This is a genomic window from Salipaludibacillus neizhouensis, from assembly GCF_002886185.1.
Classification (GTDB): Bacteria; Bacillota; Bacilli; order Bacillales; family Salisediminibacteriaceae; genus Salipaludibacillus; species Salipaludibacillus neizhouensis.
Genome location: NZ_KZ614147.1, coordinates 251,504 through 273,276, shown reverse-complemented (window position 1 = coordinate 273,276; position 21,773 = coordinate 251,504). Strand labels below are relative to the sequence as shown.

General features: G+C 38.6%; 36 protein-coding genes and 1 pseudogene. 34 read left to right on the top strand and 3 right to left on the bottom strand.

Annotated elements, in window-relative coordinates; genetic code table 11:
• Nucleotides 1-44: 44 nt before the first annotated feature.
• The 25 genes from rplX (at nt 45) to rpsI (ending at nt 14,049) form a co-directional block, all read left to right on the top strand.
• Nucleotides 45-356: a 50S ribosomal protein L24 gene (gene rplX, locus CEF18_RS18265; RefSeq protein ID WP_110938799.1), complete on the top strand. Its 312-nt coding sequence runs from the start codon at nt 45-47 to the stop codon at nt 354-356.
• A 29-nt stretch (nt 357-385) separates the two neighbouring features.
• Complete coding sequence (gene rplE, locus CEF18_RS18260; protein ID WP_110937976.1) at nt 386-925, top strand: 50S ribosomal protein L5; 540 nt, start codon at nt 386-388, stop codon at nt 923-925.
• 29 nt (nt 926-954) lie between these two features.
• Nucleotides 955-1,140 carry a type Z 30S ribosomal protein S14 gene (locus CEF18_RS18255; RefSeq protein WP_110937975.1) on the top strand — a complete coding sequence of 62 codons (186 nt, stop codon included), beginning with the start codon at nt 955-957 and terminating at the stop codon, nt 1,138-1,140.
• A gap of 27 nt (nt 1,141-1,167) precedes the next feature.
• Entirely contained in the window at nt 1,168-1,566 is a 399-nt protein-coding gene (gene rpsH, locus CEF18_RS18250) for a 30S ribosomal protein S8 (protein ID WP_110937974.1), read from the top strand.
• A gap of 30 nt (nt 1,567-1,596) precedes the next feature.
• Nucleotides 1,597-2,133 carry a 50S ribosomal protein L6 gene (gene rplF / locus CEF18_RS18245; RefSeq protein ID WP_110937973.1) on the top strand — a complete coding sequence of 179 codons (537 nt, stop codon included), beginning with the start codon at nt 1,597-1,599 and terminating at the stop codon, nt 2,131-2,133.
• A 33-nt stretch (nt 2,134-2,166) separates the two neighbouring features.
• Nucleotides 2,167-2,529, top strand: coding sequence for a 50S ribosomal protein L18 (gene rplR / locus CEF18_RS18240; protein ID WP_110937972.1), 363 nt, complete (start codon nt 2,167-2,169; stop codon nt 2,527-2,529).
• A gap of 25 nt (nt 2,530-2,554) precedes the next feature.
• Nucleotides 2,555-3,052, top strand: a complete 498-nt coding sequence (rpsE, locus tag CEF18_RS18235) for a 30S ribosomal protein S5 (RefSeq protein ID WP_110937971.1) — start codon at nt 2,555-2,557, stop codon at nt 3,050-3,052.
• 13 nt (nt 3,053-3,065) lie between these two features.
• Nucleotides 3,066-3,254 carry a 50S ribosomal protein L30 gene (gene rpmD, locus CEF18_RS18230; RefSeq protein ID WP_110937970.1) on the top strand — a complete coding sequence of 63 codons (189 nt, stop codon included), beginning with the start codon at nt 3,066-3,068 and terminating at the stop codon, nt 3,252-3,254.
• Nucleotides 3,255-3,284: 30 nt separating this feature from the next.
• Nucleotides 3,285-3,725 carry a 50S ribosomal protein L15 gene (gene rplO / locus CEF18_RS18225; protein WP_110937969.1) on the top strand — a complete coding sequence of 147 codons (441 nt, stop codon included), beginning with the start codon at nt 3,285-3,287 and terminating at the stop codon, nt 3,723-3,725.
• Complete coding sequence (secY, locus tag CEF18_RS18220; protein WP_110937968.1) at nt 3,725-5,017, top strand: preprotein translocase subunit SecY; 1,293 nt, start codon at nt 3,725-3,727, stop codon at nt 5,015-5,017. The genes rplO and secY overlap by 1 nt, the downstream gene beginning before the upstream one ends.
• Before the next feature lie 61 nt (nt 5,018-5,078).
• A complete protein-coding gene (locus CEF18_RS18215) occupies nt 5,079-5,732 on the top strand; it encodes an adenylate kinase (protein ID WP_110937967.1) in 654 nt (217 codons plus the stop codon).
• Entirely contained in the window at nt 5,729-6,484 is a 756-nt protein-coding gene (gene map / locus CEF18_RS18210; RefSeq protein ID WP_110937966.1) for a type I methionyl aminopeptidase, read from the top strand. The genes CEF18_RS18215 and map overlap by 4 nt, the downstream gene beginning before the upstream one ends.
• 13 nt (nt 6,485-6,497) lie before the next feature.
• The gene (locus tag CEF18_RS18205) at nt 6,498-6,800 is read left to right on the top strand and encodes a KOW domain-containing RNA-binding protein (protein ID WP_110937965.1); all 303 of its coding nucleotides are present in this window, start codon (nt 6,498-6,500) and stop codon (nt 6,798-6,800) included.
• Between the two features lie 4 nt (nt 6,801-6,804).
• On the top strand, nt 6,805-7,023 hold the full coding sequence (gene infA / locus CEF18_RS18200) for a translation initiation factor IF-1 (RefSeq protein WP_003322635.1): 219 nt from the start codon (nt 6,805-6,807) through the stop codon (nt 7,021-7,023).
• 45 nt (nt 7,024-7,068) lie between these two features.
• Nucleotides 7,069-7,182, top strand: coding sequence for a 50S ribosomal protein L36 (rpmJ, locus tag CEF18_RS18195; RefSeq protein WP_003322638.1), 114 nt, complete (start codon nt 7,069-7,071; stop codon nt 7,180-7,182).
• 20 nt (nt 7,183-7,202) lie between these two features.
• Entirely contained in the window at nt 7,203-7,568 is a 366-nt protein-coding gene (rpsM, locus tag CEF18_RS18190; protein WP_110937964.1) for a 30S ribosomal protein S13, read from the top strand.
• 18 nt (nt 7,569-7,586) lie between these two features.
• Complete coding sequence (gene rpsK / locus CEF18_RS18185) at nt 7,587-7,979, top strand: 30S ribosomal protein S11 (RefSeq protein WP_110937963.1); 393 nt, start codon at nt 7,587-7,589, stop codon at nt 7,977-7,979.
• 178 nt (nt 7,980-8,157) lie between these two features.
• Nucleotides 8,158-9,102, top strand: coding sequence for a DNA-directed RNA polymerase subunit alpha (locus tag CEF18_RS18180; protein WP_110937962.1), 945 nt, complete (start codon nt 8,158-8,160; stop codon nt 9,100-9,102).
• Nucleotides 9,103-9,174: 72 nt separating this feature from the next.
• Nucleotides 9,175-9,537 carry a 50S ribosomal protein L17 gene (gene rplQ, locus CEF18_RS18175; RefSeq protein ID WP_110937961.1) on the top strand — a complete coding sequence of 121 codons (363 nt, stop codon included), beginning with the start codon at nt 9,175-9,177 and terminating at the stop codon, nt 9,535-9,537.
• Nucleotides 9,538-9,751: 214 nt separating this feature from the next.
• A complete protein-coding gene (locus CEF18_RS18170; protein ID WP_110937960.1) occupies nt 9,752-10,591 on the top strand; it encodes an energy-coupling factor transporter ATPase in 840 nt (279 codons plus the stop codon).
• The gene (locus tag CEF18_RS18165) at nt 10,567-11,448 is read left to right on the top strand and encodes an energy-coupling factor transporter ATPase (protein ID WP_110937959.1); all 882 of its coding nucleotides are present in this window, start codon (nt 10,567-10,569) and stop codon (nt 11,446-11,448) included. Before CEF18_RS18170 ends, CEF18_RS18165 begins: the two co-directional genes overlap by 25 nt.
• Nucleotides 11,432-12,244 carry an energy-coupling factor transporter transmembrane component T family protein gene (locus CEF18_RS18160; protein ID WP_407690424.1) on the top strand — a complete coding sequence of 271 codons (813 nt, stop codon included), beginning with the start codon at nt 11,432-11,434 and terminating at the stop codon, nt 12,242-12,244. Before CEF18_RS18165 ends, CEF18_RS18160 begins: the two co-directional genes overlap by 17 nt.
• Nucleotides 12,245-12,257: 13 nt before the next feature.
• Nucleotides 12,258-13,031, top strand: a complete 774-nt coding sequence (gene truA, locus CEF18_RS18155; protein WP_110937958.1) for a tRNA pseudouridine(38-40) synthase TruA — start codon at nt 12,258-12,260, stop codon at nt 13,029-13,031.
• A 168-nt stretch (nt 13,032-13,199) separates the two neighbouring features.
• Nucleotides 13,200-13,637, top strand: coding sequence for a 50S ribosomal protein L13 (rplM, locus tag CEF18_RS18150; RefSeq protein ID WP_110937957.1), 438 nt, complete (start codon nt 13,200-13,202; stop codon nt 13,635-13,637).
• A gap of 19 nt (nt 13,638-13,656) precedes the next feature.
• A complete protein-coding gene (gene rpsI / locus CEF18_RS18145; RefSeq protein ID WP_110937956.1) occupies nt 13,657-14,049 on the top strand; it encodes a 30S ribosomal protein S9 in 393 nt (130 codons plus the stop codon).
• 100 nt (nt 14,050-14,149) lie between these two features.
• Here the strand turns inward: rpsI and CEF18_RS18140 are convergent, their stop codons facing one another.
• Nucleotides 14,150-15,310, bottom strand: coding sequence for a site-specific integrase (locus tag CEF18_RS18140; RefSeq protein ID WP_110937955.1), 1,161 nt, complete (start codon nt 15,308-15,310; stop codon nt 14,150-14,152).
• A gap of 368 nt (nt 15,311-15,678) precedes the next feature.
• Between CEF18_RS18140 and CEF18_RS18135 the strand changes: the two genes are divergently transcribed.
• From CEF18_RS18135 to CEF18_RS18110, 8 genes and pseudogenes are all read left to right on the top strand, one after another.
• On the top strand, nt 15,679-15,945 hold the full coding sequence (locus CEF18_RS18135; protein WP_110937954.1) for a MerR family transcriptional regulator: 267 nt from the start codon (nt 15,679-15,681) through the stop codon (nt 15,943-15,945).
• Nucleotides 15,946-16,034: 89 nt separating this feature from the next.
• Nucleotides 16,035-16,247 carry a hypothetical protein gene (locus tag CEF18_RS18130; protein WP_110937953.1) on the top strand — a complete coding sequence of 71 codons (213 nt, stop codon included), beginning with the start codon at nt 16,035-16,037 and terminating at the stop codon, nt 16,245-16,247.
• Complete coding sequence (locus CEF18_RS18125) at nt 16,234-16,443, top strand: hypothetical protein (RefSeq protein ID WP_147422023.1); 210 nt, start codon at nt 16,234-16,236, stop codon at nt 16,441-16,443. Before CEF18_RS18130 ends, CEF18_RS18125 begins: the two co-directional genes overlap by 14 nt.
• A 217-nt stretch (nt 16,444-16,660) precedes the next feature.
• Complete coding sequence (locus CEF18_RS18120; RefSeq protein ID WP_110937951.1) at nt 16,661-17,497, top strand: conserved phage C-terminal domain-containing protein; 837 nt, start codon at nt 16,661-16,663, stop codon at nt 17,495-17,497.
• Nucleotides 17,448-18,191 (top strand): ATP-binding protein, encoded by a 744-nt coding sequence (locus tag CEF18_RS18115; protein WP_263053812.1) that lies wholly within the window; start codon nt 17,448-17,450, stop codon nt 18,189-18,191. Before CEF18_RS18120 ends, CEF18_RS18115 begins: the two co-directional genes overlap by 50 nt.
• Nucleotides 18,188-18,352: a hypothetical protein gene (locus CEF18_RS26080; protein ID WP_183041204.1), complete on the top strand. Its 165-nt coding sequence runs from the start codon at nt 18,188-18,190 to the stop codon at nt 18,350-18,352. Before CEF18_RS18115 ends, CEF18_RS26080 begins: the two co-directional genes overlap by 4 nt.
• Nucleotides 18,349-18,492 (top strand): hypothetical protein, encoded by a 144-nt coding sequence (locus tag CEF18_RS26075; protein ID WP_190238705.1) that lies wholly within the window; start codon nt 18,349-18,351, stop codon nt 18,490-18,492. The genes CEF18_RS26080 and CEF18_RS26075 overlap by 4 nt, the downstream gene beginning before the upstream one ends.
• 72 nt (nt 18,493-18,564) lie before the next feature.
• Nucleotides 18,565-19,833: pseudogene (locus CEF18_RS18110) on the top strand (DNA primase family protein); the annotation flags it as partial.
• Nucleotides 19,834-20,110: 277 nt separating this feature from the next.
• Here the strand turns inward: CEF18_RS18110 and CEF18_RS18105 are convergent.
• Nucleotides 20,111-20,743: a hypothetical protein gene (locus CEF18_RS18105; RefSeq protein ID WP_110937948.1), complete on the bottom strand. Its 633-nt coding sequence runs from the start codon at nt 20,741-20,743 to the stop codon at nt 20,111-20,113.
• Nucleotides 20,736-21,119, bottom strand: a complete 384-nt coding sequence (locus tag CEF18_RS18100; protein ID WP_183041206.1) for a helix-turn-helix domain-containing protein — start codon at nt 21,117-21,119, stop codon at nt 20,736-20,738. The genes CEF18_RS18105 and CEF18_RS18100 overlap by 8 nt, the downstream gene beginning before the upstream one ends.
• Before the next feature lie 137 nt (nt 21,120-21,256).
• Here CEF18_RS18100 and CEF18_RS18095 point away from each other — a divergent pair, with 137 nt between their 5' ends.
• Nucleotides 21,257-21,577 (top strand): helix-turn-helix domain-containing protein, encoded by a 321-nt coding sequence (locus CEF18_RS18095; protein WP_110937946.1) that lies wholly within the window; start codon nt 21,257-21,259, stop codon nt 21,575-21,577.
• Nucleotides 21,578-21,773 lie beyond the last annotated feature (196 nt).

Genomic DNA, 21,773 nt, shown 5'->3' with positions numbered 1-21,773 from the left:
ATATATACGTCTTAAGAGGAGGTGCCCTCATGTCTCAAACTAAATTGCATGTCAAACAAGGAGATAACGTAAAAATTATTTCCGGTAAAGACAAAGGCAAAGAAGGTAAAATCCTTGAAGCATACCCGAATAGTTCTCGTGTGCTAGTGGAAGGCATTAACATGGTTAAAAAACATGCTAAACCATCCCAATCAAATCCTCAAGGTGGAATTCTTAATCAAGAAGCAGCTATTCATGTATCTAATGTGATGCCAATTGACCCTAAATCGGGTGAACCAACACGCGTTGGATATAAAGTAGAGAACGGTAAGAAAGTACGCATTGCTAAAAAATCTGGCGAATCTTTAGATAAGTAAGCGCTAGTGGCTGGAAGGAGGTTAACTCAATGAGTCGATTGAAAGATAGATTTAATCAGGAGATTACTCCTGTATTAACAGAGAAATTCAATTACACTTCTGTAATGGAAGTACCACATATTGAAAAAATTGTTATTAACATGGGTGTTGGAGAGGCTGTGCAAAACTCTAAGGTTTTGGATAAAGCTGTTGAAGAACTCAGATTAATCACTGGTCAAAAGCCTTTAATCACGAAAGCTAAAAAATCTATTGCAGGTTTTAAACTTCGTGAAGGTATGCCGATCGGTGCAAAAGTTACCTTACGTGGAGAGCGTATGTATGATTTCTTGGATAAGCTAATTTCAGTATCCTTACCACGTGTTCGTGACTTCCGCGGTGTTTCTAAAAAAGCATTTGACGGTCGTGGAAATTATACAATGGGAGTTAAAGAACAATTAATTTTCCCGGAAATCAATTATGATAATGTAGACAAAATTCGAGGTATGGATATCGTTGTTGTTACTACAGCGAACACTGATGAAGAAGCACGAGAGCTTCTCACTCAAATGGGCATGCCGTTTCAAAAATAAGATGATTGCCGAAGAAAGGAGTGAAGACCTTGGCGAAAAAATCTATGATCGCAAAACAAAAGCGCACGCAGAAATTTAAGGTTCAAGAATATACAAGATGCGAACGTTGTGGACGCCCTCACAGTGTTATACGCAAGTTCAAGCTTTGCCGTATCTGCTTCCGAGAACTTGCACATAAAGGTCAAATTCCGGGCGTAAGAAAAGCTAGCTGGTAATTCCGTTTAGGGAAGGAGGTAAATACGATGGTAATGACAGATCCTATTGCTGATATGCTGACTCGTATTCGTAATGCGAATACAGTACGTCATACAAGTTTGGAGCTTCCGGCTTCAAAGGTTAAAAAAGAAGTAGCAGATATTTTAAAGCGCGAAGGATTTATTCGCGATTATGAATTCATTGAGGATAGCAAACAAGGTATCCTTCGTATTTTCCTTAAGTACGGTGCAAATAACGAAAAAGTTATCACTGGACTTAAGAGAATTAGTAAACCAGGTTTACGCGTTTACGCAAAATCTGATGAACTACCAAGAGTACTTGGTGGATTAGGAATCGCGGTTATCTCTTCATCAACTGGAGTAATCACGGATAAAGAAGCTCGTCAACAAAAAGTAGGCGGCGAAGTACTAGCTTATATTTGGTAAGTAGAACGTAAGAGAATGGAGGTGTAAGGCATGTCTCGAATTGGTTTAAAGCCAGTTGAGATTCCTTCTGGAGTAGAAGTGAAAATCGACAATACGACAGTATCGGTAAAAGGACCAAAAGGTGAATTGACTCGTCAAATTCATCACGAAATGATTGTTAAAGTTGAAGACAATCAAGTCGTTGTAGCACGTCCTTCTGACCATAAAGATCACCGTGCTCTACACGGAACTACTCGCAGCGTCATCAACAACATGGTTGAAGGTGTAACAAAAGGCTTTCATAAGAAGCTTGAGCTTGTGGGTGTAGGTTACAGAGCGCAAATGTCAGGAAATAAATTAGTCCTTAATCTTGGACTTTCTCATCCAGTAGAATTCGTACAAGAAGATGGTTTGGAAATTGAAGTTCCGAAAAACACGGAGGTTATCGTGAAAGGTATCGATAAAGAACGTGTCGGAGCATTGGCTTCAAACATCCGTGCAACAAGAAAACCTGAACCTTACAAAGGTAAAGGTGTTCGCTACGAAGGTGAATATGTACGACGCAAAGAAGGTAAAACAGGGAAGTAATTCCTAATAACGGAAAGAAAGGAATGACGTTCGATGATCACAAAGACTGACAAGAACGCGGTACGTAAGAAACGACACGCACACGTTCGTCGTTCGATCACAGGAACTGCTGAACGTCCTCGCTTGAATGTTTTCCGTTCTAATAAGCACATTTATGCACAATTAATCGATGACGTTTCTGGTGTCACGGTTGCAGGTGCTTCAAGCTTAGATAAAGAACTAAACATAGAAAAAGGCGGGAACAAAGAGGCAGCGCAACAAGTCGGAGAACTTGTAGCTAAGCGTGCCCTTGAAAAGGGTCATGAATCCGTAGTATTTGATCGTGGCGGTTACCTCTACCACGGTCGCGTACAAGAACTTGCAGACGGTGCTCGTAAAGCTGGTCTGAAGTTTTAATCAAGGCTAAAAGGAGGGAAACACTTTGCATATCGATGCATCAAAATTGGAAATTGAAGAAACAGTTGTAACGATTAACCGAGTTGCTAAAGTAGTAAAAGGTGGACGTCGCTTCCGCTTTTCAGCACTAGTTGTCGTTGGTGATAAAAATGGTCACGTTGGTTTTGGAATGGGTAAGGCACTTGAAGTACCTGAAGCTATTCGCAAAGCTATCGAAGACGGTAAGAAAAATATGATTCGCGTACCTGTTCAAGGTACAACTATTCCTCACCAAATTACTGGGAAATTTGGCGCAGGTAGTGTATTTCTAAAACCAGCATCTGAAGGTACTGGAGTTATCGCAGGCGGACCAGTTCGTGCGGTGCTATTATTAGCTGGAGTAGGCGATGTCCTTTCCAAATCACTAGGGTCAAATAACCCAATTAACATGGTACGTGCTACTATCCAAGGACTTGAAAGCCTAAAAAGTCCGGAAGAAGTTGCGAAACTACGCGGCAAATCTGTTGAAGAGTTGCTAGGTTAAGGAGGGATTTGGCATGGCAAAGAAGTTAGAAATTACCCTCGTAAGAAGTCTGATCGGTCGTCCAGAAGATCAGCGTGTGACTGTGAAGACTTTAGGTCTTCGTAAAATGCACCACACGGTAGTTCAAGAGGATAACGAAGCAATGCGCGGAATGGTAAACAAAGTTTCCCATCTCGTTAAAGTAACAGAAGTAGAAGCGTAATTCAGAATTAACAGTTGAGGAGGTGTCAATATGCAACTTCACGAATTAAAGCCTTCAGTAGGCTCTCGTAAAGAACGTAAGCGTAAAGGTCGTGGAATCGGTACTGGTAATGGTAAAACTGCTGGTAAAGGTCACAAAGGTCAAAACGCTCGTTCGGGTGGTGGTGTTCGTCCAGGATTTGAAGGTGGTCAAATGCCTATCTTCCGTCGTTTACCAAAACGTGGATTTAACAACCCTAACCGTACAGAATACGCTATCGTGAACCTTGACACATTAAATCGTTTTGAAGATGGTACAGAAGTTACTCCGGCTCTTTTAGTAGAATCGGGTGTAGTGAAAAACGAAAAAAGTGGTATCAAGGTACTTGGAAAAGGAACTCTAGAGTCTAAACTTACAGTTAAAGCTCATAAATTCTCAGGATCAGCGAAGGAAGCGATTGAGGCTGCCGGCGGAACGACTGAGGTGGTTTAATGTTCCAGACGATCTCCAATATTATGCGAGTGGGTGATTTGAGAAATAAAATTCTCTTCACTTTAGCGATGTTAATCGTTTTCCGCATTGGTGCCCACATCCCTGCTCCGGGAGTGGATGCTGACATTTTGGATTTTCAGGGTGAGATGAATGCCTTTGGATTTTTAAATACCTTTGGCGGTGGAGCGCTTGAAAACTTTTCTATTTTTGCGACAGGTATAATGCCTTACATTACGGCATCCATTATCGTACAATTGCTACGAATGGATGTTGTTCCCAAGTTTGCCGAATGGTCTAAACAAGGGGAAGCAGGTCGTAAAAAGTTGGCACAGGTTACGAGATACGGTACAATCGGGATCGCGCTTATTCAAGCTTTAGGAATGTCTATTGGCTTTAATAACTTGTTTCCAGGTCTCGTACCGGACCCGACAATCTCAACTTACTTGATGATTGCTCTTACATTAACTGCAGGTACTGCTTTCTTACTTTGGTTAGGTGAGCAGATTACTGCACATGGTGTAGGGAATGGGATTTCGATTATGATTTTTGGTGGGATTGCTGCTGGGATTCCGAATGGAGTTAATCAAATTTATGTAACTCAATTCGAAGACGCAGGAGATGCCTTGTTTATAAACATCATAACCGTATTGTTACTTCTGTTGGCAACTTTAGCGATCATTGTAGGGGTTATATTTGTTCAACAAGCATTAAGAAAAATACCTGTTCAATACGCCAAGCGATTGGTTGCTGGGAAGCCGCAAGGAGGTCAATCGACCCACTTGCCGTTAAAGGTTAACTCAGCCGGGGTTATTCCAGTTATATTTGCAATGTCACTCTTTATTTTCCCTCCTACTGTGGCTGGATTTTTTGGAGATGATAATGCAATAGCCGGTTGGATTACGACGAATTTTGATTACAGTCAGCCATTTGGTTTGTTAGCCTATGCGATTTTAATCATTGGTTTTACGTACTTCTATACGTTCGTTCAGGTTAACCCTGAACAAATGGCGGATAACTTGAAAAAACAGGGTGGTTACGTTCCTGGCATCCGACCCGGTAAAACGACTCAGGTCTACATTACTCGTATCCTTTATCGTTTGACATTCGTCGGGGCCCTATTCCTAGCGACAGTAGCTACGATACCTGTGTTTTTTACTGAATTAGCAGGTCTTCCTCCAGCAGTACAAATTGGAGGAACCGGGTTATTGATTGTTGTTGGTGTAGCGTTAGATACGATGAAACAAATAGAAAGTCAACTAATTAAACGATCATATAAAGGTTTTATTAAATAAAAGGGACACTTTTCCCTTTGCCTTCGATCGTAGAATTAGAAAGACGATGGAGGAGAAGCAGATGAACTTAATCTTAATGGGACTTCCAGGCGCGGGAAAAGGAACACAGGCAGAAAAAGTTGTCGCTAAATACGGCGTTCCCCACATTTCAACAGGAGATATGTTTCGAGCTGCAATTAAAGATGGCACGGAACTAGGTCTGAGAGCAAAGGCTTTTATGGACGAAGGGAACTTAGTTCCTGATGAGGTCACTGTTGGAATTGTTGAGGAACGATTAAGTAAAGATGATTGCCAAAAAGGTTTTCTGCTGGATGGTTTTCCCCGGACTGTTGCACAAGCATCCGCACTAGAGGAAATTCTGAAAAGTCTAGATCGTCAATTGGATCATGTTTTATATATTAAAGTACCAGAAGAGGATCTTTTCAAACGTCTCACTGGTCGTTGGATTTGTCCAGAATGTGGCGCGACTTACCATGAGATTTATAATCCTCCTAAGGTACAAGGTAAATGTGATAAAGACGGAAGTGACTTGACTCAACGAAAAGATGATAAGCCTGATACAGTTAAAAAGCGAATAGATGTTAATATGGAGCAAACACAGCCCCTTGTTGACTTCTATAGTGAAAAAGGCTACCTTCGTAATATTAACGGGCAAAAAGATATTCAAGACGTTTTTGAGGATATTGATCAACTTCTGAAAGGAAGTCATCAATGATAATCTGTAAGACAGCTCGAGAGCTAGAGATCATGCGGCAGGCTGGTAATATTGTTGCACTCACGCACAGAGAACTTCAAAAACACATCAAGCCCGGTATTACGACGAAGGAATTGGATCACATTGCCGATACATTTATTCGATCGTATGATGCGATTCCATCTTTTAAAGGCTATAATGGATTTACTGGGAGTATTTGCGCTTCAGTGAATGATCAATTGGTACACGGGATTCCAGGAGATCGGGCTTTGAAAGACGGTGACATTATTAGTATAGATATTGGCGCTGACTTTCAAGGATACCACGGAGACTCCGCATGGACGTATCCAGTGGGAACGATTGATGATAAGACAAGTAAGCTCCTTGAAGTAACAGAAGAATCATTATACAAAGGACTTGCTGAAGCGAAACCTGGTGAAAGACTCTCTAATATTTCTCATGCGATACAAAAGCATGTAGAGGCTCATAACTTTTCTGTAGTGAGAGAGTATGTCGGTCATGGGGTTGGACAAAGTCTGCACGAGGATCCTCAAATTCCTCACTTCGGTCCTCCAGGGAAAGGACCACGCCTGAAAGAAGGTATGGTTTTAGCCATTGAACCAATGGTGAATGCTGGAAAGAGACATGTCCGGACGTTGAGAGACAATTGGACTGTTGTAACGACCGATGGAGAAATGTGTGCCCATTTCGAACACACAATTGCTATTGTTGACACAGGATATGAGATTTTGACAAAAGCCAAAGAAAGTTGAAGGTGGTCATTAAATGAAAGATCCTGACTCGATTCCACAAGTTGGTGAACTTGTGCGGATTCTTAACGGAAGGGACAAAGAGCAATTCGCTTGTATTATTGAAATTCTGGATGAACGTTTTATTCGGATCGCGGACGGGGATAAAAGGAAAGTTGACCGTGCGAAAAGAAAAAACCTCCAGCATGTAGAGCGAATGAACATTGTTGTTCCAGAAGTGAAGAATAGTATTGTAGAAACGGGCCGTGTTACTAATGCTAAATTGCGGTTTGCAATTTCAACATATATTGTTGGTAATTTACTGAAGGAAGGAGAGTAAATTCATGGCCAAAGAAGATGTAATTGAAGTAGAAGGAACGGTCATTGAGCCGCTTCCAAATGCTATGTTCCGCGTAGAGTTAGAAAACGGTCATAAAGTCTTGGCCCATGTTTCCGGAAAGATTCGAATGCACTTTATTCGCATTTTACCTGGAGACAAGGTTACTGTAGAATTATCTCCGTACGACTTAACTCGCGGTCGTATCACATATCGTTATAAATAAACTGGCAAGGTTATAGTCACTCCGTACTATAAGGAGGTAGAAAGCATGAAGGTAAGACCATCAGTGAAACCGATTTGTGAAAAATGCAAAGTTATTCGCCGAAAAGGTACCGTCATGGTAATTTGCGAAAATCCTAAACACAAACAGAAGCAAGGATAACAACCCAGGAGGTGTAAAGTATGGCACGTATTGCTGGTGTCGACATTCCTCGTGATAAGCGAGTTGTCGTATCTCTCACGTACGTTTTCGGAATTGGTAAGTCAAGATCTATCAAAATTCTGGAACAAGCTGGTGTCTCTGAAGACACACGCGTTCGTGATTTAACAGAAGATGAATTAGGTAAAATCCGTGAAGTAGTAGACGGAGTAAAAGTTGAAGGGGATCTTCGCAGAGAAGTATCTCTTAATATCAAGCGTCTCATTGAAATTGGTTCATATCGTGGTATTCGCCACCGTAGAGGACTACCTGTTCGTGGACAAAAGACGAAGAACAATGCAAGAACACGTAAAGGTCCTCGTCGAACTGTTGCGAACAAGAAAAAGTAAAGGAGGTCATGTTAGATTATGGCTAAACCAAAAACGACTCGTTCAAAGCGTCGTCAACGTAAAAATATAGAGTCCGGAATTGCGCACATTCGTTCAACGTTTAATAATACAATCGTCACAATCACTGACCCACAAGGAAATGCAATATCTTGGGCAAGTGCTGGTGCACTTGGCTTCAAAGGTTCTCGTAAATCGACTCCATTCGCTGCACAAACAGCTGCAGAAACAGCTGCTAAAGCTGCAATGGATCATGGAATGAAATCTGTAGAAGTCTCCGTTAAAGGTCCTGGAGCTGGACGTGAAGCAGCAATTCGTTCGCTTCAAGCTACTGGCTTAGAAGTGAACATGATTAGAGACGTCACCCCGGTTCCACATAACGGTTGCCGACCACCAAAACGTCGTAGAGTATAGTACATCAGAGGTATGAATATTCATGCCTATGTCAATAATGGTGTAAGAACCTAGGTCCATAAAATGGACACGAAAAGGAACTATAGTTTCGTGACAGGTCAAGGTGTGCCCAATGAGGGATTCCGGTTGTGCCTAATTCACAACCGGGGTTTCGACGTTTTGAAGGAGGGTTTGTTTAATGATTGAAATAGAAAAACCGAAAATTGAAGCTGTCGAAATGAGTGAAGACGTAACCTACGGTAAATTTGTCGTAGAACCTCTAGAACGAGGTTATGGAACAACGCTGGGGAACTCCCTTCGCCGAATCCTGCTTTCGTCATTACCCGGATCTGCAGTGACAAGCGTTCAGTTTAATGGAGTGCTTCACGAGTTTTCAACCATTGAAGGTGTCGTAGAAGATGTTACATCCATCATTCTCAGCTTGAAGAAACTCGCACTAAAGATTTATTCAGATGATGAAAAAACACTAGAAATTGATGCTTCGGGAGAAGGAATTGTTACTGCAGCAGATTTGATGCATGACAGCGATGTAGAGGTTCTAAACCCTGACCTGCACATTGCCACTCTTTCTAAAGGAGCACAGTTCCAGATGAAAGTGACGGCAAGTCGTGGAAGAGGATATGTTCCTGCAGAAGGAAACAACTCTGACGATTTACCAATCGGGGTTATCCCAGTGGATTCTATCTTCACACCTGTTTCACGTGTGAATTTCCAAGTTGAAAATACTCGAGTTGGTCAAATTACTAACTTCGATAAATTAACTTTGGACGTGTGGACAGATGGAAGTATTCGTCCGGAAGAAGCTGTGTCACTTGGTGCAAAAATCATGAATGAACATTTAAATATCTTCGTAGGTTTAACCGATCAAGCACAACATGCAGAGATCATGGTTGAAAAGGAAGAGGACCAGAAAGAAAAGGTTCTTGAAATGACCATCGAAGAATTAGACTTATCTGTTCGCTCATACAACTGTCTTAAGCGAGCAGGTATTAACACCGTACAAGAATTAACACAAAAATCAGAGGAAGACATGATGAAAGTTCGTAACCTTGGACGCAAGAGTTTAGAAGAGGTGCAAGAGAAACTTGCAGAGCTTAGTCTTGGTCTTCGAGACGAAGAATAAATCTACCCATGCCAGTTTGAGTGATCAAACTGTTCCTGTAGATGTATATTCACCTGAGAAGGAGGGACTAACATGGCATACAGAAAATTAGGTCGTAACAGTAGTGCCCGTAAAGCACTATTCCGTGACTTAGCTACTGATTTAATCATTAACGAAAGAATTGAAACTACTGAGCCTAAAGCGAAGGAGCTTCGTTCAATCGTTGAGAAAATGATCACATTTGGTAAGCGTGGTGACTTGCATGCTCGTCGTCAAGTTGCAGCATTTATCCGTAATGAGATTGCTGATGAAGAAACTGGACAGTACGCAGTCCAAAAACTTTTTGATGATGTAGCAAAACGATATGAAGACCGTCAAGGCGGTTATACTCGAGTTATGAAGCTTGGACCTCGCCGTGGAGACGGTGCAGAGATGGCTATTATTGAGCTCGTTTAACTCGTGATGCATTGATTCTTCAAAGGGCGAGACACCACGTCTGGCAACAGATGTCGGTCTTGGCCCTTTTTTAGTATTTACGTTGAGTGAGATTAGATACAATAATAAACATATTTTCTGAGTAGCACCTACGTATTTTAGTAGGTGCTACTGTTGAAAGTAGAGATTTTTTTTCAATGTTATTACACTTGCTTTCTTTAGAAGGAGTACTTTAATGCCTAATGAAATTAGTGTTTGTAATTTGAGTTTCAGATATCAGGATAGTACACCGTATGTGTTGAAGGATATCTCCTTAACTGTCAAAAAAGGTGAGTGGCTTACCATTCTCGGTCCAAATGGTTCTGGTAAATCCACCTTAGCGAAGTTTTTTAATGCCCTATTGATACCTCTGACAGGGGAAGTAGTTTCATGTGGTAAGAATACTGTTGACTCAGCAGAATGGTCTTCCATTCGAAGAGATGTATCGATGGTTTTTCAAAATCCAGATAATCAGCTTGTGGCACCGACTGTTGAGGATGATGTGGCGTTTGGGCTAGAAAGTGCGGGAATACCGTATGACGAAATGCATCAACGTGTAAAGGATTGTATTCAGCGGCTAGGTCTCGAAGGATTTGAGAAAACAGAGCCGCATAACTTATCAGGTGGACAGAAGCAACGTGTGGCTTTAGCTGGCGCACTTGCGCTTAAGCCGAAGGTTATTGTATTAGATGAAGCAACATCGATGCTGGACCCTCAGGGCAGAAACGAAGTGCTTACTATTGTTCGAAAACTGAATAAAGAGGACGGTGTAACCATCATTGCAATCACACATGATGTGAATGAGGCTATCGCTTCTGATCGGGTTATTGTGCTAAATGACGGGAGTATTGTCTATGAAGGAATACCCAGGGAATTACTTGCAAACAGAGAAATTTTGAGGGCAAACAATCTTTCGTCTCCATTTATAGTTGATGTTGCGAGGGAACTTCGAAAATATCAAATATTGATAGATGAGAATGTGTTAACTCATGAAGAGTTGGTGAATGCTATATGCAGTTACAAACGAATAATCTAAGTTATACGTATATGAAGGATACACCGTTTGAGAGACAAGCATTAAGTGGTCTAAATATAAAACTTGATTCAGGGCAATTCACTTCTATTATCGGTCATACAGGCTCAGGTAAGTCCACTTTCCTTCAACACATCAATGGTCTCATTAAACCATCCAAAGGTGAAATTAAGGTAGGAGATTGGACCATTAGCTCTGATACAAAACAAAAGCAACTCTTTGATTTACGTCGGCAAGTGGGGATGGTATTTCAATTCCCAGAGCATCAATTGTTCCATGAGACGGTATTACAGGATGTTGCATACGGTCCGATAAATTTTGGTCTATCAAAAGTAGAAGCCGAAAGAAAAGCTACTGAATATTTGGAATTGGTTGGTATCGGAGCTGATTTATTTACTCGTTCCCCTTTTGAATTAAGCGGAGGCCAAATGAGAAGGGTAGCAATTGCCGGTGTTCTAGCAATTGAACCTCTTTTACTTGTTTTAGATGAACCAACAGTTGGATTGGACCCTCAAGGTCAAGCTGCAATGATGGCATTGTTTTCAGAATGGTATAAAGCAAAAGAAAAAAGATCGATCGTTTTAGTGACGCATCGTATGGAGGATGCTGCAAAGTTTTCTGATCAGGTCATTGTGATGAGTTCGGGTAAGGTTCTGGAAATTGGGACGCCTGAAAAGATCTTTTCTCAAGTCGAGAAACTTAAGGAGAATGGTCTATCGGTACCAGAGTCTGTAAAGCTTCTCTCGGCTATTCAGTCCAAGTCAGGGATCGAACTGGAAACAGGTAAGTTTACGAAAGAGGCAACGGTAGAAAGTATCCTTTCATTTCTAAATGTGAAGGGTCGTGATCACGATTTTTGATAATGTGATTATCGGACAATACGTCCCTCGAGAATCGTTTATACACCGAATGGACCCCCGCGCGAAAATTATTGCGATTTTTATCTTTATCGTTTTTCTTTTTATCAGTCGTCACCCAGTTGTTTTAATGTTGGCAGCGATTCTTACAGGAGTAACATTTTTATTGGCAAATATACCTTTTCGTTATTACATAAAGGGAATGCATTTTATTGCTATTATTATACTATTAACATTTTTATTGCATTTATTTATGACTAATGACGGAAGGGTGCTTCTGGATCTCTCGTGGATTACTATTTATTCAGGTGGCGTAATCGAGGGAAGTTTAATAGCCTTGCGATTATTTTTGTTAGTGCTGATGGCTTCTCTTCTAACATTATCAACGATGCCTATGGATCTAACGGATGGATTAGAACGATTAATGAAGCCGTTAGCAGCTATGGGAGTTCCGACGCATGAATTAGCATTAATGATGTCTATTGCTTTGAGGTTTATTCCTACATTATTGGAAGAAACTTCTAAAATCATAAATGCACAAATGGCACGAGGCGCCAACTTCTCTAAGGGTTCGCTGTGGACACGATTAAAAGCGCTTATTCCAATTTTGGTGCCACTTTTTATACAGTCGTTTAAGCGTGCGGAAGATTTAGCAACAGCTATGGAGGCTCGTGGTTATAATGGTAGTAAAGGACGGACTAAATTTCGGCGGTTACAATGGAAGCGTAACGATACTATTGCAATAGGTGTATTGCTGATTTTTGCTTTAATAACGGTTATTTTTAGGGTCTACACATAAGGAGTGACGCTTCATGCAGAGAGTACTTGCGATCTTATCGTATGACGGGACAAATTTCCATGGGTATCAACGGCAGCCGGTATCACGTTCTGTGCAGGGAGAAATAGAAAAGGCATTACGTATTATTCATAAAGCAGAATTCTGGCCTTCTACTTCTTCAGGAAGAACGGATGCAGGAGTCCATGGGCTGAATCAACCAGTTCACTTCGATACACCCCTATCGATACCTGAGGATCGCTGGGCAGTGGCCCTGAATAGTATCCTACCAAATGATATGCATGTTAAGTCTTGTCAGTATGTCCCTTCCGCCTTTCATGCACGTTATGATGCGGTTGGGAAAGAATACGTTTATCGCATGAATACAGCTGTTCAACCAGATGTTTTTAAACGCAACTACGTCTATCATTTACCAAAAAATTTAGACCTGTCAGCTATGAGTGAAGCCGCTGAGTATTTATTAGGCACACATAATTTCACGAGCCTGTCGTCTCCTAAAACTGATGTGATAGATAAAGTACGTACGATCTTTAGAGTTAACATTACGAGATACGAGAATGAGTGGACGTTCCGGTTTATAGGCAGTGGCTTTTTATATCAAATGGTACGTATTTTAATGGGTACGATTATACAGGCTGGACTTGGAGACATTAAACCATCAGATATCTCTCAAATTATCGTAAGTATGGACAGAACGTTAGCTGGACCAACAGCTCCTGGCTGTGGGTTATATTTGGCACAAGTTTTTTATGAAAGAGATCATTTGGAAAAGTATATAGAAGAATTATAAAAAAATTGAATGACAACGAATCCTGGTGTAACATTTTGTTGACATCAGCTTTCAGATGTTATATGATGATCTATGGTATTCTTATGCCCACTAGCCCCGGGTACGGAATCGAACGTTGAAATGTTGGAAAGTTTTTGTGATAGTTATAGTTAATTAGGAGGGAAACACATGCGCACAACATATATGGCAAAGCCAAGCGAAGTTGAACGTAAATGGCATGTGGTTGACGCTGAAGACAAGACACTAGGTCGTTTATCGACTGAAGTAGCTAGCCTTCTTCGCGGAAAGCACAAGCCAATGTTCACACCGCATATTGATACAGGAGATCACGTAATCATTATTAATGCGGAAAAGATTCATTTAACAGGAAATAAATTACAGGACAAAATGTACTATCGTCACAGTCAATACCCTGGTTCATTGAAGTCAATGAGTGCAGGAGAAATGCGTGACCGTAAACCAGTTAAACTTCTTGAACTTTCTATTAAAGGAATGCTTCCTAAAGGATCTTTAGGTCGTCAAATGTATAAGAAGCTTAACGTGTACACTGGTACTGAGCATCCACACGCTGCTCAAAAGCCTGAAGTTTTTGAATTAAAAGGTTAATATAGAAGGAGGGATTTTCTTGGCACAAGTTGAATATTATGGAACAGGTCGTCGTAAGAACTCTGTCGCACGTGTACGTCTCGTACCTGGAGATGGTAAGATCGTGATCAACAATAGAAACATCGACGAGTACTTTGACCTTGAAACATTAAAAGTTATCGTTAAACAACCACTTAATGAAACACAAACAGAGGGTACGTACGATATCCTTGTTAAAGTTGAAGGTGGAGGTTACACTGGTCAAGCTGGAGCAATCCGTCACGGCGTTGCTCGTGCACTTCTTATTGCAGATCCAGAATACCGCGGATCACTTAAAAAAGCTGGTTTCTTAACTCGTGACTCTCGTATGAAAGAGCGTAAGAAATACGGACTTAAAGGTGCACGTCGTGCTCCTCAGTTCTCAAAGCGTTAATATCCCTTTTATATCAAGGGTTCAACCCTCTTTGCTCATTGCGAGCAAGGAGGGTTTTTTCGTGGTTGATTATAAATTCACCCACTTTTCACCCACTTTTCTATTCATCCATGTAATTCTGGAATTGTATGGCTGTTTTATCTTTTGCTTCGTTTGTTACGTGAGTGTATATATTCATCGTTGTTTTAATATCAGAATGACCTAGCTGATATTGGACATCTTTAATAGATGCTCCTGACACAAACAACAAACTAGCATTAGTGTGCCTAAAACCATGCACAGTAATTTTAGGTAGGTCTGGTTGGTCTTTGTATATACTGATCAGTTGGTCATTAAGGTAGGCTAATCTGCAGTAATCCATGCTTTTTGCAAAATAAGTTGTAAATACAGGTTGTAAGTGATCGGATTTTAAGAGAACAGCATGTTCCTTATAAAACTCAGTTTGTTCTTTTCGCCATTCTTTGAGGACATGAATTGTTTGATCACTAATTGCGATTCTACGATAAGATGACTTGGTTTTCGGAGTACATAGTTCTTTTTTGCCGTTTAGAGTACTTAATGTCTTATTGAATTCAATAGTTTTTAAATGAAAATCTATGTCAGACCAATGAAGCGATTGTAATTCCCCCTTACGAGCTCCTGTATATCCGAGAAGGTGAAACATGGTATAAGGCATAGGTTTATGTTTTATCACTTTCAAAAATAGCTTCAGGACGTCTTTAGTATAAAATCTCTCCTTACTATCACCCCCAAGGACAATGGTTGTTTCTTGTTTCCTCTTAGGTAATGTAACCTTATCCATGGGATTCCTATTAATGAATTCCATACGCAAGGCATAATTAAAGACCAAGTTAGCTTGTATCTTATAGTCTTTAAAAGTTTTTAACTCAAGTGCCCATTTGTTTATAACTCTCTGGCAATCAGTCCCTGAGATATTTTTAATTTTGAGGTGTCCGAATTCAGGTAAGATTCTGTTGAACTTAGACTTAATAGCATATTCAGTAGTAGGCTTAACTTCTTTTGAATGTTGAGTAAACCATTCTTCAAAGGCTTCTTGAAATGTAATATTTTCATTTGTAAAGCCCCCATAGTCTTCTAAATCCCTTTGCATCTGAGTTAAAAATAATTTAGCCTCTTTTTTAGTTTTAAATCCCATCTTTGTTGTTTGAACTTTTTCACCAGTTTTTTGGTTAATACCTATATATCCCTTTATCATATAAGCTGTCCCATTCTTCTTTTCGTATTTAGTGATCTTAGCCAATTTTCTCCTCCTCATGCTGGCGAGCAATAAAAGGAGAGGAATGAATAACATAGAATTCACTAAGTGTGCAATAGATCCAATGTTATTAAATAATAGTTTACAGTAATATCCATACTTTTATCAATGTATACAGCTTGGGACTTTTGCCTTGATTTATGAAATATAGCAATATCTAGTTGTAAATTCAAATGATAATCAATTATATTGGTAATAAGGAAACGATCACTTAAAGATATCTGATTAATCCTTTATTAATAGTAGTTACAAGCAACTACAATTAGTTTATAGCAGTTAATATTACTTTTAGTAATATAGATAAAGGAGGTGAAATATATCTACTTTATTACTAGGTAAAAGGAGGTGAGAAAATGGAAGAGTATATCCCACTACAAATTTCAGATGAATTTAAATCGAGTTACTATAATTTGTTTTATCAACTAAGTAAAGAAGCATTTGAAACTGCTAAGGAGCATGCAGGACATAAACGGTATATGACAAAGAAAGAGGCATGCGAATATATTGGAATTTCCTTTACACATTTAAAAAAGCTTGAAATGCCAATTATTGAAATTCGCGGAAAATTTTTAATCGATCGAGAGGACATCACTGCATTTATGAATAAGCATAAGAAATAACAAAAATGATATGCTGGCGGGCTAGATGATAAGAATGTGAAGACTAACTATTTTTAATAGTCTTAAGTTATTTAGAGAGGATGAAGTCATTGATAGATTCTACAAGTTTTTTGAAAGAGCTATATGAAGGACAAGAGGGATACGTTGTTATAAGTCCTGCTCTTATCGATGAAAGTGGCAACAAAGGACCAAGCAAGTTTTTAGAATCTTACTCATTTAAGATCGATAAATCATATGAAGCATCTATGATGATCCAGAAGCTTAAACTTAAGCACCATGTATATCGGTTTGAGGCAAAGTAAACCAATTGGTTATTCTAGAGGTGGAAATGATGAAGTACTTTCTATTCCAGCAGTATGGATTGATATAGATACTTCTGATGGGAAGCATTCAGCAATTAATTTACCGCAAAAAAAAGAAGGTTTATCCCTTCTAGAAAGCTTTGGGATAAAGCCGACAATGATTGTGGACTCCGGTGGAGGATATCATATTGTTTGAAGCGAAATGGGAAGAACCACCAATCATTTGTAAGAATTGTGGTGAATCGACAAAGTATGAAAGCTCGTACCCGAAAGACAATCCAAGTTTTTGTAATTCACACTGTTTTGAAAGGTATACAAAATAACCCTCTAACCACCAAGTAAGAGGGCGCAAGCTAAAACATTCTTAACTACATTTTACCACATTAAAAGGATTATATACAGAGGTGAGGACAATGGGCATCTACAGAGATAAAAAAGAAAATAACTACGTTGTAATGAATCGAACCGCATTAAATGACGTTGAATTAACTTGGAAGGCAAAAGGGTTACTTGCTTATATGTTATCCATGCCTGATGACTGGACATTTTATGATACCGAGTTAGAAAAACATGCTAGAGACGGTAAAGACTCCTTGAAATCAGCCATTAAAGAATTGAAGTTAATGGGATATATGAAGAGATACCGCAAGCGAAATAGTGAAGGTAAACTTGATTGGGAAACGTCAGTATTTGAAACACCATATAGGGATAAACCATACATGGATAAACCACTAGTGGATAAACCATACATGGATAAACCATCAATGGATAAACCATCAATGGATAATCCGCAACTACTAAGTACTGATGAACTAAGTACTGATGAACTAAGTACTGATGAACTAAGTACTGATGAACTAAGTATTGATGAACTAAGTATTGATAAACCAAGTAATGATATACCTTATGTCGAGATAGTCACCTATCTCAACGATGCGACTTCATCTAAATATAAACATACGACTAATAAAACGAAAGACTTGATAAAAGCAAGATGGAACGAAGGATTCAGACTAGAGGACTTTAAACGAGTGATCGATGTGAAATCAGGTGAATGGCTAAAGAAAGATGATATGAGTAAGTACCTTCGACCAGACACGTTATTTAGTTCTAAGTTTGAAGGATACCTAAATCAAAAGGGTGATGTAAATGGATGGAATGGAAAGAATGGAAAAAGTTATCCAAAGGATGAAAGAGAAGGTGCCATCCTCGGCAATAGAACAGGGTGGATCGGAAGAGATAGAGTGTGAAGAATGTAATGATTTCATGGGATTCATTATTAAAAATGCAGAGGGTTATGAGTTTTGGCATGATTGCGAATGTGTAGAAAGAAAACGCACAGAACGGATTATGAAGAACAGCGCTATAACGAAAGAGTTTGCTAAACTCGGATTTCAGAATTTTGACACAACGGATAAAGACTCTCAAATAAAAGACATGTATCAATGTGCGATGTCGTACCTCAAAGAATTTAAAGACATACGAGAAGACAGAGGTAACAGCATAGCTTTGTTAGGCCAATCAGGCGCAGGGAAGACGCACATACTCATGGCAGTATCCAACAACCTTATGCGTAAAAATGTATCTGTCCTCTACTTCCCTTATGTAGAAGGATTTAGCGACTTGAAGGATGACTTTCAAAAGTTGGAAGCAAAGATACACCGTATGAAAAAAGTGGACGTGCTATTCGTAGATGACTTATTCAAGCCGGTAAAGGGTACGCCACGCGCTACAGAATGGCAATTAGAACAAATGTACTCGGTCATCAACCACCGATACTTGAATCATATGCCCGTCCTTATCTCGTCAGAACTAATTATTGATGACATGTTCGAATTAGACGAAGCACTAGCAAGCCGGATATACGAAATGTGCAAGAAGTTCATCGTGGTAGTAAAGGGTGACCGAAAGAAACTCAACCACAGACTGAGGGGTTTGTCATGATTAAGTGCGATAAATGTAATGACCAAGGGAAAATAGTTGAAGATGCTTTCTTAGGTGCTTATCGATTGATCAGTTGTAATTGTGAGGGTGCGAAGGAATTGAGAAAGAAATCCATAGAACGATTCGACCGAAAATACAAACACTTGGTAGAAAAAGTATGAGAAGTTCAGAAGAAAAAGCACTCGACTCCATCAACTACCACATGAAATATAACTCTGGTGAAACGGCTATTGTTTTAGAAGATTTAGACTTCACCTTCACACGGTCACAGTTGGACCATATAAGAAAACTAGTTGGCTAGGTGGGTAAAACCACCAATGATAGCCCAAGAGATTCAGAGGGATGAATATAAAATTCGTTCTGCAATGAACGAGGTTGGCTAGTATGGTCTGGAAAAAGATGGGTTGAATATCGAAAAAAAGAGATCGAAACCATTACAAACCGGACATTTAGTCTAATTTATCAAGAAGCTAAAAGAGTTGATAATGATGATTATAGAAAAGCAATGTTTAAATGGGCAGAACGTTGTGAGACTAGAAGTCTTCGAATACACAGCATTCAAGATCTTAAGCCTATGGTAAGTGTAGTAAACGATTAGCCAGATGTAGACCCAGACTTGTTGAATGTTAACAATGGAATTATCGACTTAAAAACTGGAAACCTACTGCCACATGATCCATCAAAGTATATTACTAAAATTGCACCGGTAGATTATTATCCGAATGCGAAAGCTGATAGATGGGAGAAGTTTCTGAAGGAGGTTTTTATTAACAAGTTAGGTGAAACAGATTATGAACTTATACACTTTGTTCAGAAAGCAATAGGATACTCGTTATCTGCTAATACCTCAGAAGAAGTTCTCTTTTTCTTAATAGGTAATGGGGGAAATGGAAAATCAAAGTTTATAGAGGCTATTCAAGATATTTTAGGTGGATATGCTAAACAGACTAATCCAGAAACATTTATAACAAAGCAATATGAAAATACAATAAATAGTGATATTGCAAGACTAAATAAAACACGTTTTGTTGTAGCAGTTGAATCTGAAAAAGGTAAAGTTTTAGCGGAGGCGCAGGTTAAACAACTAACGGGAGGAGACAAAGTTACAGCTAGGTTCCTAAGAAAAGAATACTTTGAGTTTAAACCGGAATTCAAGATTTTCTTTAGCTCAAATTACAAACCTGTCATACTAGGTAATGATGAAGGAATATGGCGAAGACTCAGGATCATCCCTTTTAATATGAATCTAGAAACGGAGAAAAAAGATCGGAATCTCTCTGATAAGCTTAGAAGTGAACAACAGGGAATTCTAAAGTGGGCAGTAGACGGCTTCAAATTGTGGAAACAAGAAGGGCTAAATGAGCCTGAATCGATTATGCAGGAAGTAAACAAGTATAGAGAAGACATGGATCCACTCAAACAATTTCTAGATGAAATGTGCTCAATAGCTAATCTTGTTAATGTAGAAATTAAAGTACTGTATGAGCAATATAAAAGTTTTCGAGCAACTAATAACGAATCTGTTTTAACAAAGACAGAATTTATTGCTTCACTAGAAGAAAGGGGGTTTAAAAAGAAGGTCGGAGCAAAGAATAAACGATTTATGGTTGGATTGACCTTGAATACTAATACTACGATCTAAGAGAAATAGAAGGCAACAAAGTCGCAATGGCTTTGGTTGTCTTCTATTTTTATTTTTCTAGTGATAAGGTTAACAGGGTTAACAGGGTTAATGGTTTATATATTAAAGTTTAATAATAATTTATGATATTAAGTATAAAATATAATCTATAATATAAATGTGATTAACCTAATTAACCCAATTAACCTCTTGTCTTAGTTTCAATAGTATTAATGGTTTAAGCTCGAATTTAATTTAACTATAGAAATTGTATTGATAATTTCTCCCATTGTTACTCTTAATTAGATCCTTGTGTTTTAATACGGTTAATTAGAGTACTAATCTGTTCAACAAATGGGCGAATAGAGTCTTCTAGTAAGGGCTTTGAATATTGAATAGAGTCATTTATCACCATGCTAAACTTTTTTTTACTCTTAAACCATCCTAGGTCGTAATTTGTTAGGTTGAATAAGCTTGAGGGATAGTTACTGCCTTTTTTTATCGTGCGCTTCGATTTACTGTCCCATAGATTGGTGATTAGTGTTTCCGTTAAGAAAGGATTGAGGCTTTCTATCGTGTCTACTAAAACAACAGCACTCTCATAATCCCTTTCATGTTCTTTTATGCGTATGTCTATTTTACGTCGAGTCTGACCGAGATAATACTCATAGCCATTTGCAATATCGTAGTTAAGAAAATGCAATAAGTATACATGACCTAAGTGATATTGCCGATCATATTCTTCTTTGTGCTCGAAGAAAGTAGAAATGTTACCCGAAAATATTTTTCCTGTTTCACCAAATACTTCATAAAGAATAAAGTTTAGTTGTTTTTCTGTGAGGGATTCAGTGTGATAACGTATTAAAGATCGAACGAGTTCTATTACATTTTTGCTGACTAGGTTTATTTGAGGATCCACATTATTATTCAATAGCGACATTCCTACTAGATAGATAAATTCGTGCTAACAACTTTAATTCTTCTAGTGTTGCTTTTGTTAGTAGATTTCGTACAGAAGGTTCATTAATTAGTTTTTGCATTTCTGACGGTTCTTCAGTGACAGTAGAAGTTTTATTAGTTATAGCTAGTAGGTCACTCATTGAGACATCATAGAAAACTGCAAACTTGTATAACGTTTCGAGTGTTAATTCGCGTTTTCCCGTTTCCAACATATTAATATGAGATTGGTTATGTCCTATAGCTTTAGCTATTTGTCTCTGAGATAAATTGTGTGATTTTCTTAGATCAAATAATTTACGGCTAACATCCGATGAAACGTCTTTGTAAGTATAAATTGTATTATGCATATATATAATCATCCCTTTCTTTATTCACTAAAAGTGAACTTATATTAAATATTAGTTCACTTTTAGTATTATGTCAAACATTTAGTCCGTGTTAATAAGCTTCGTTTCGATTAGAATAGAAAGAGAAGGTGATATAGATGATAGGAAAAAAGGTTTCAATGTTAAGAAAAGAAATAAATTTGAGTCAAAAAGAGTTAGCGGATAAGTTAGAACTGAATAAAAGTCAAATAACTAGCTATGAGCTAGGAGATCGAACACCACCAATAGACAACTTGATTAAAATAGCAAATTTTTTCAATGTCTCCTTGGATTTCTTAGTTGGATTAAATGATGAGGAAATATCAAAAGAAATTGAACTAAATAATTTAAAGTATCGCCCGCTAAAGTATAAAGGAGAGAATTTATCCGAAAAAGATAAAAAGAAGCTTTTTGAGTTAATTGAAGTATTTATGAAATAAGTAGATTTGAGGTTTGCTCATCTTACAATGATTATTTGATTTATGGTTTTAAGTTATCCTCAGCATCTATTAATCAAGATTAAAAAGCTCAGAGATTAATAAAGAAATTCACATTTCGAAACGCATTGGATTTCACATTGGAATTCTCTTGCGAATGCTGATGTTCGTAAAGTAATTGGAAGTATCAATAGGTTAA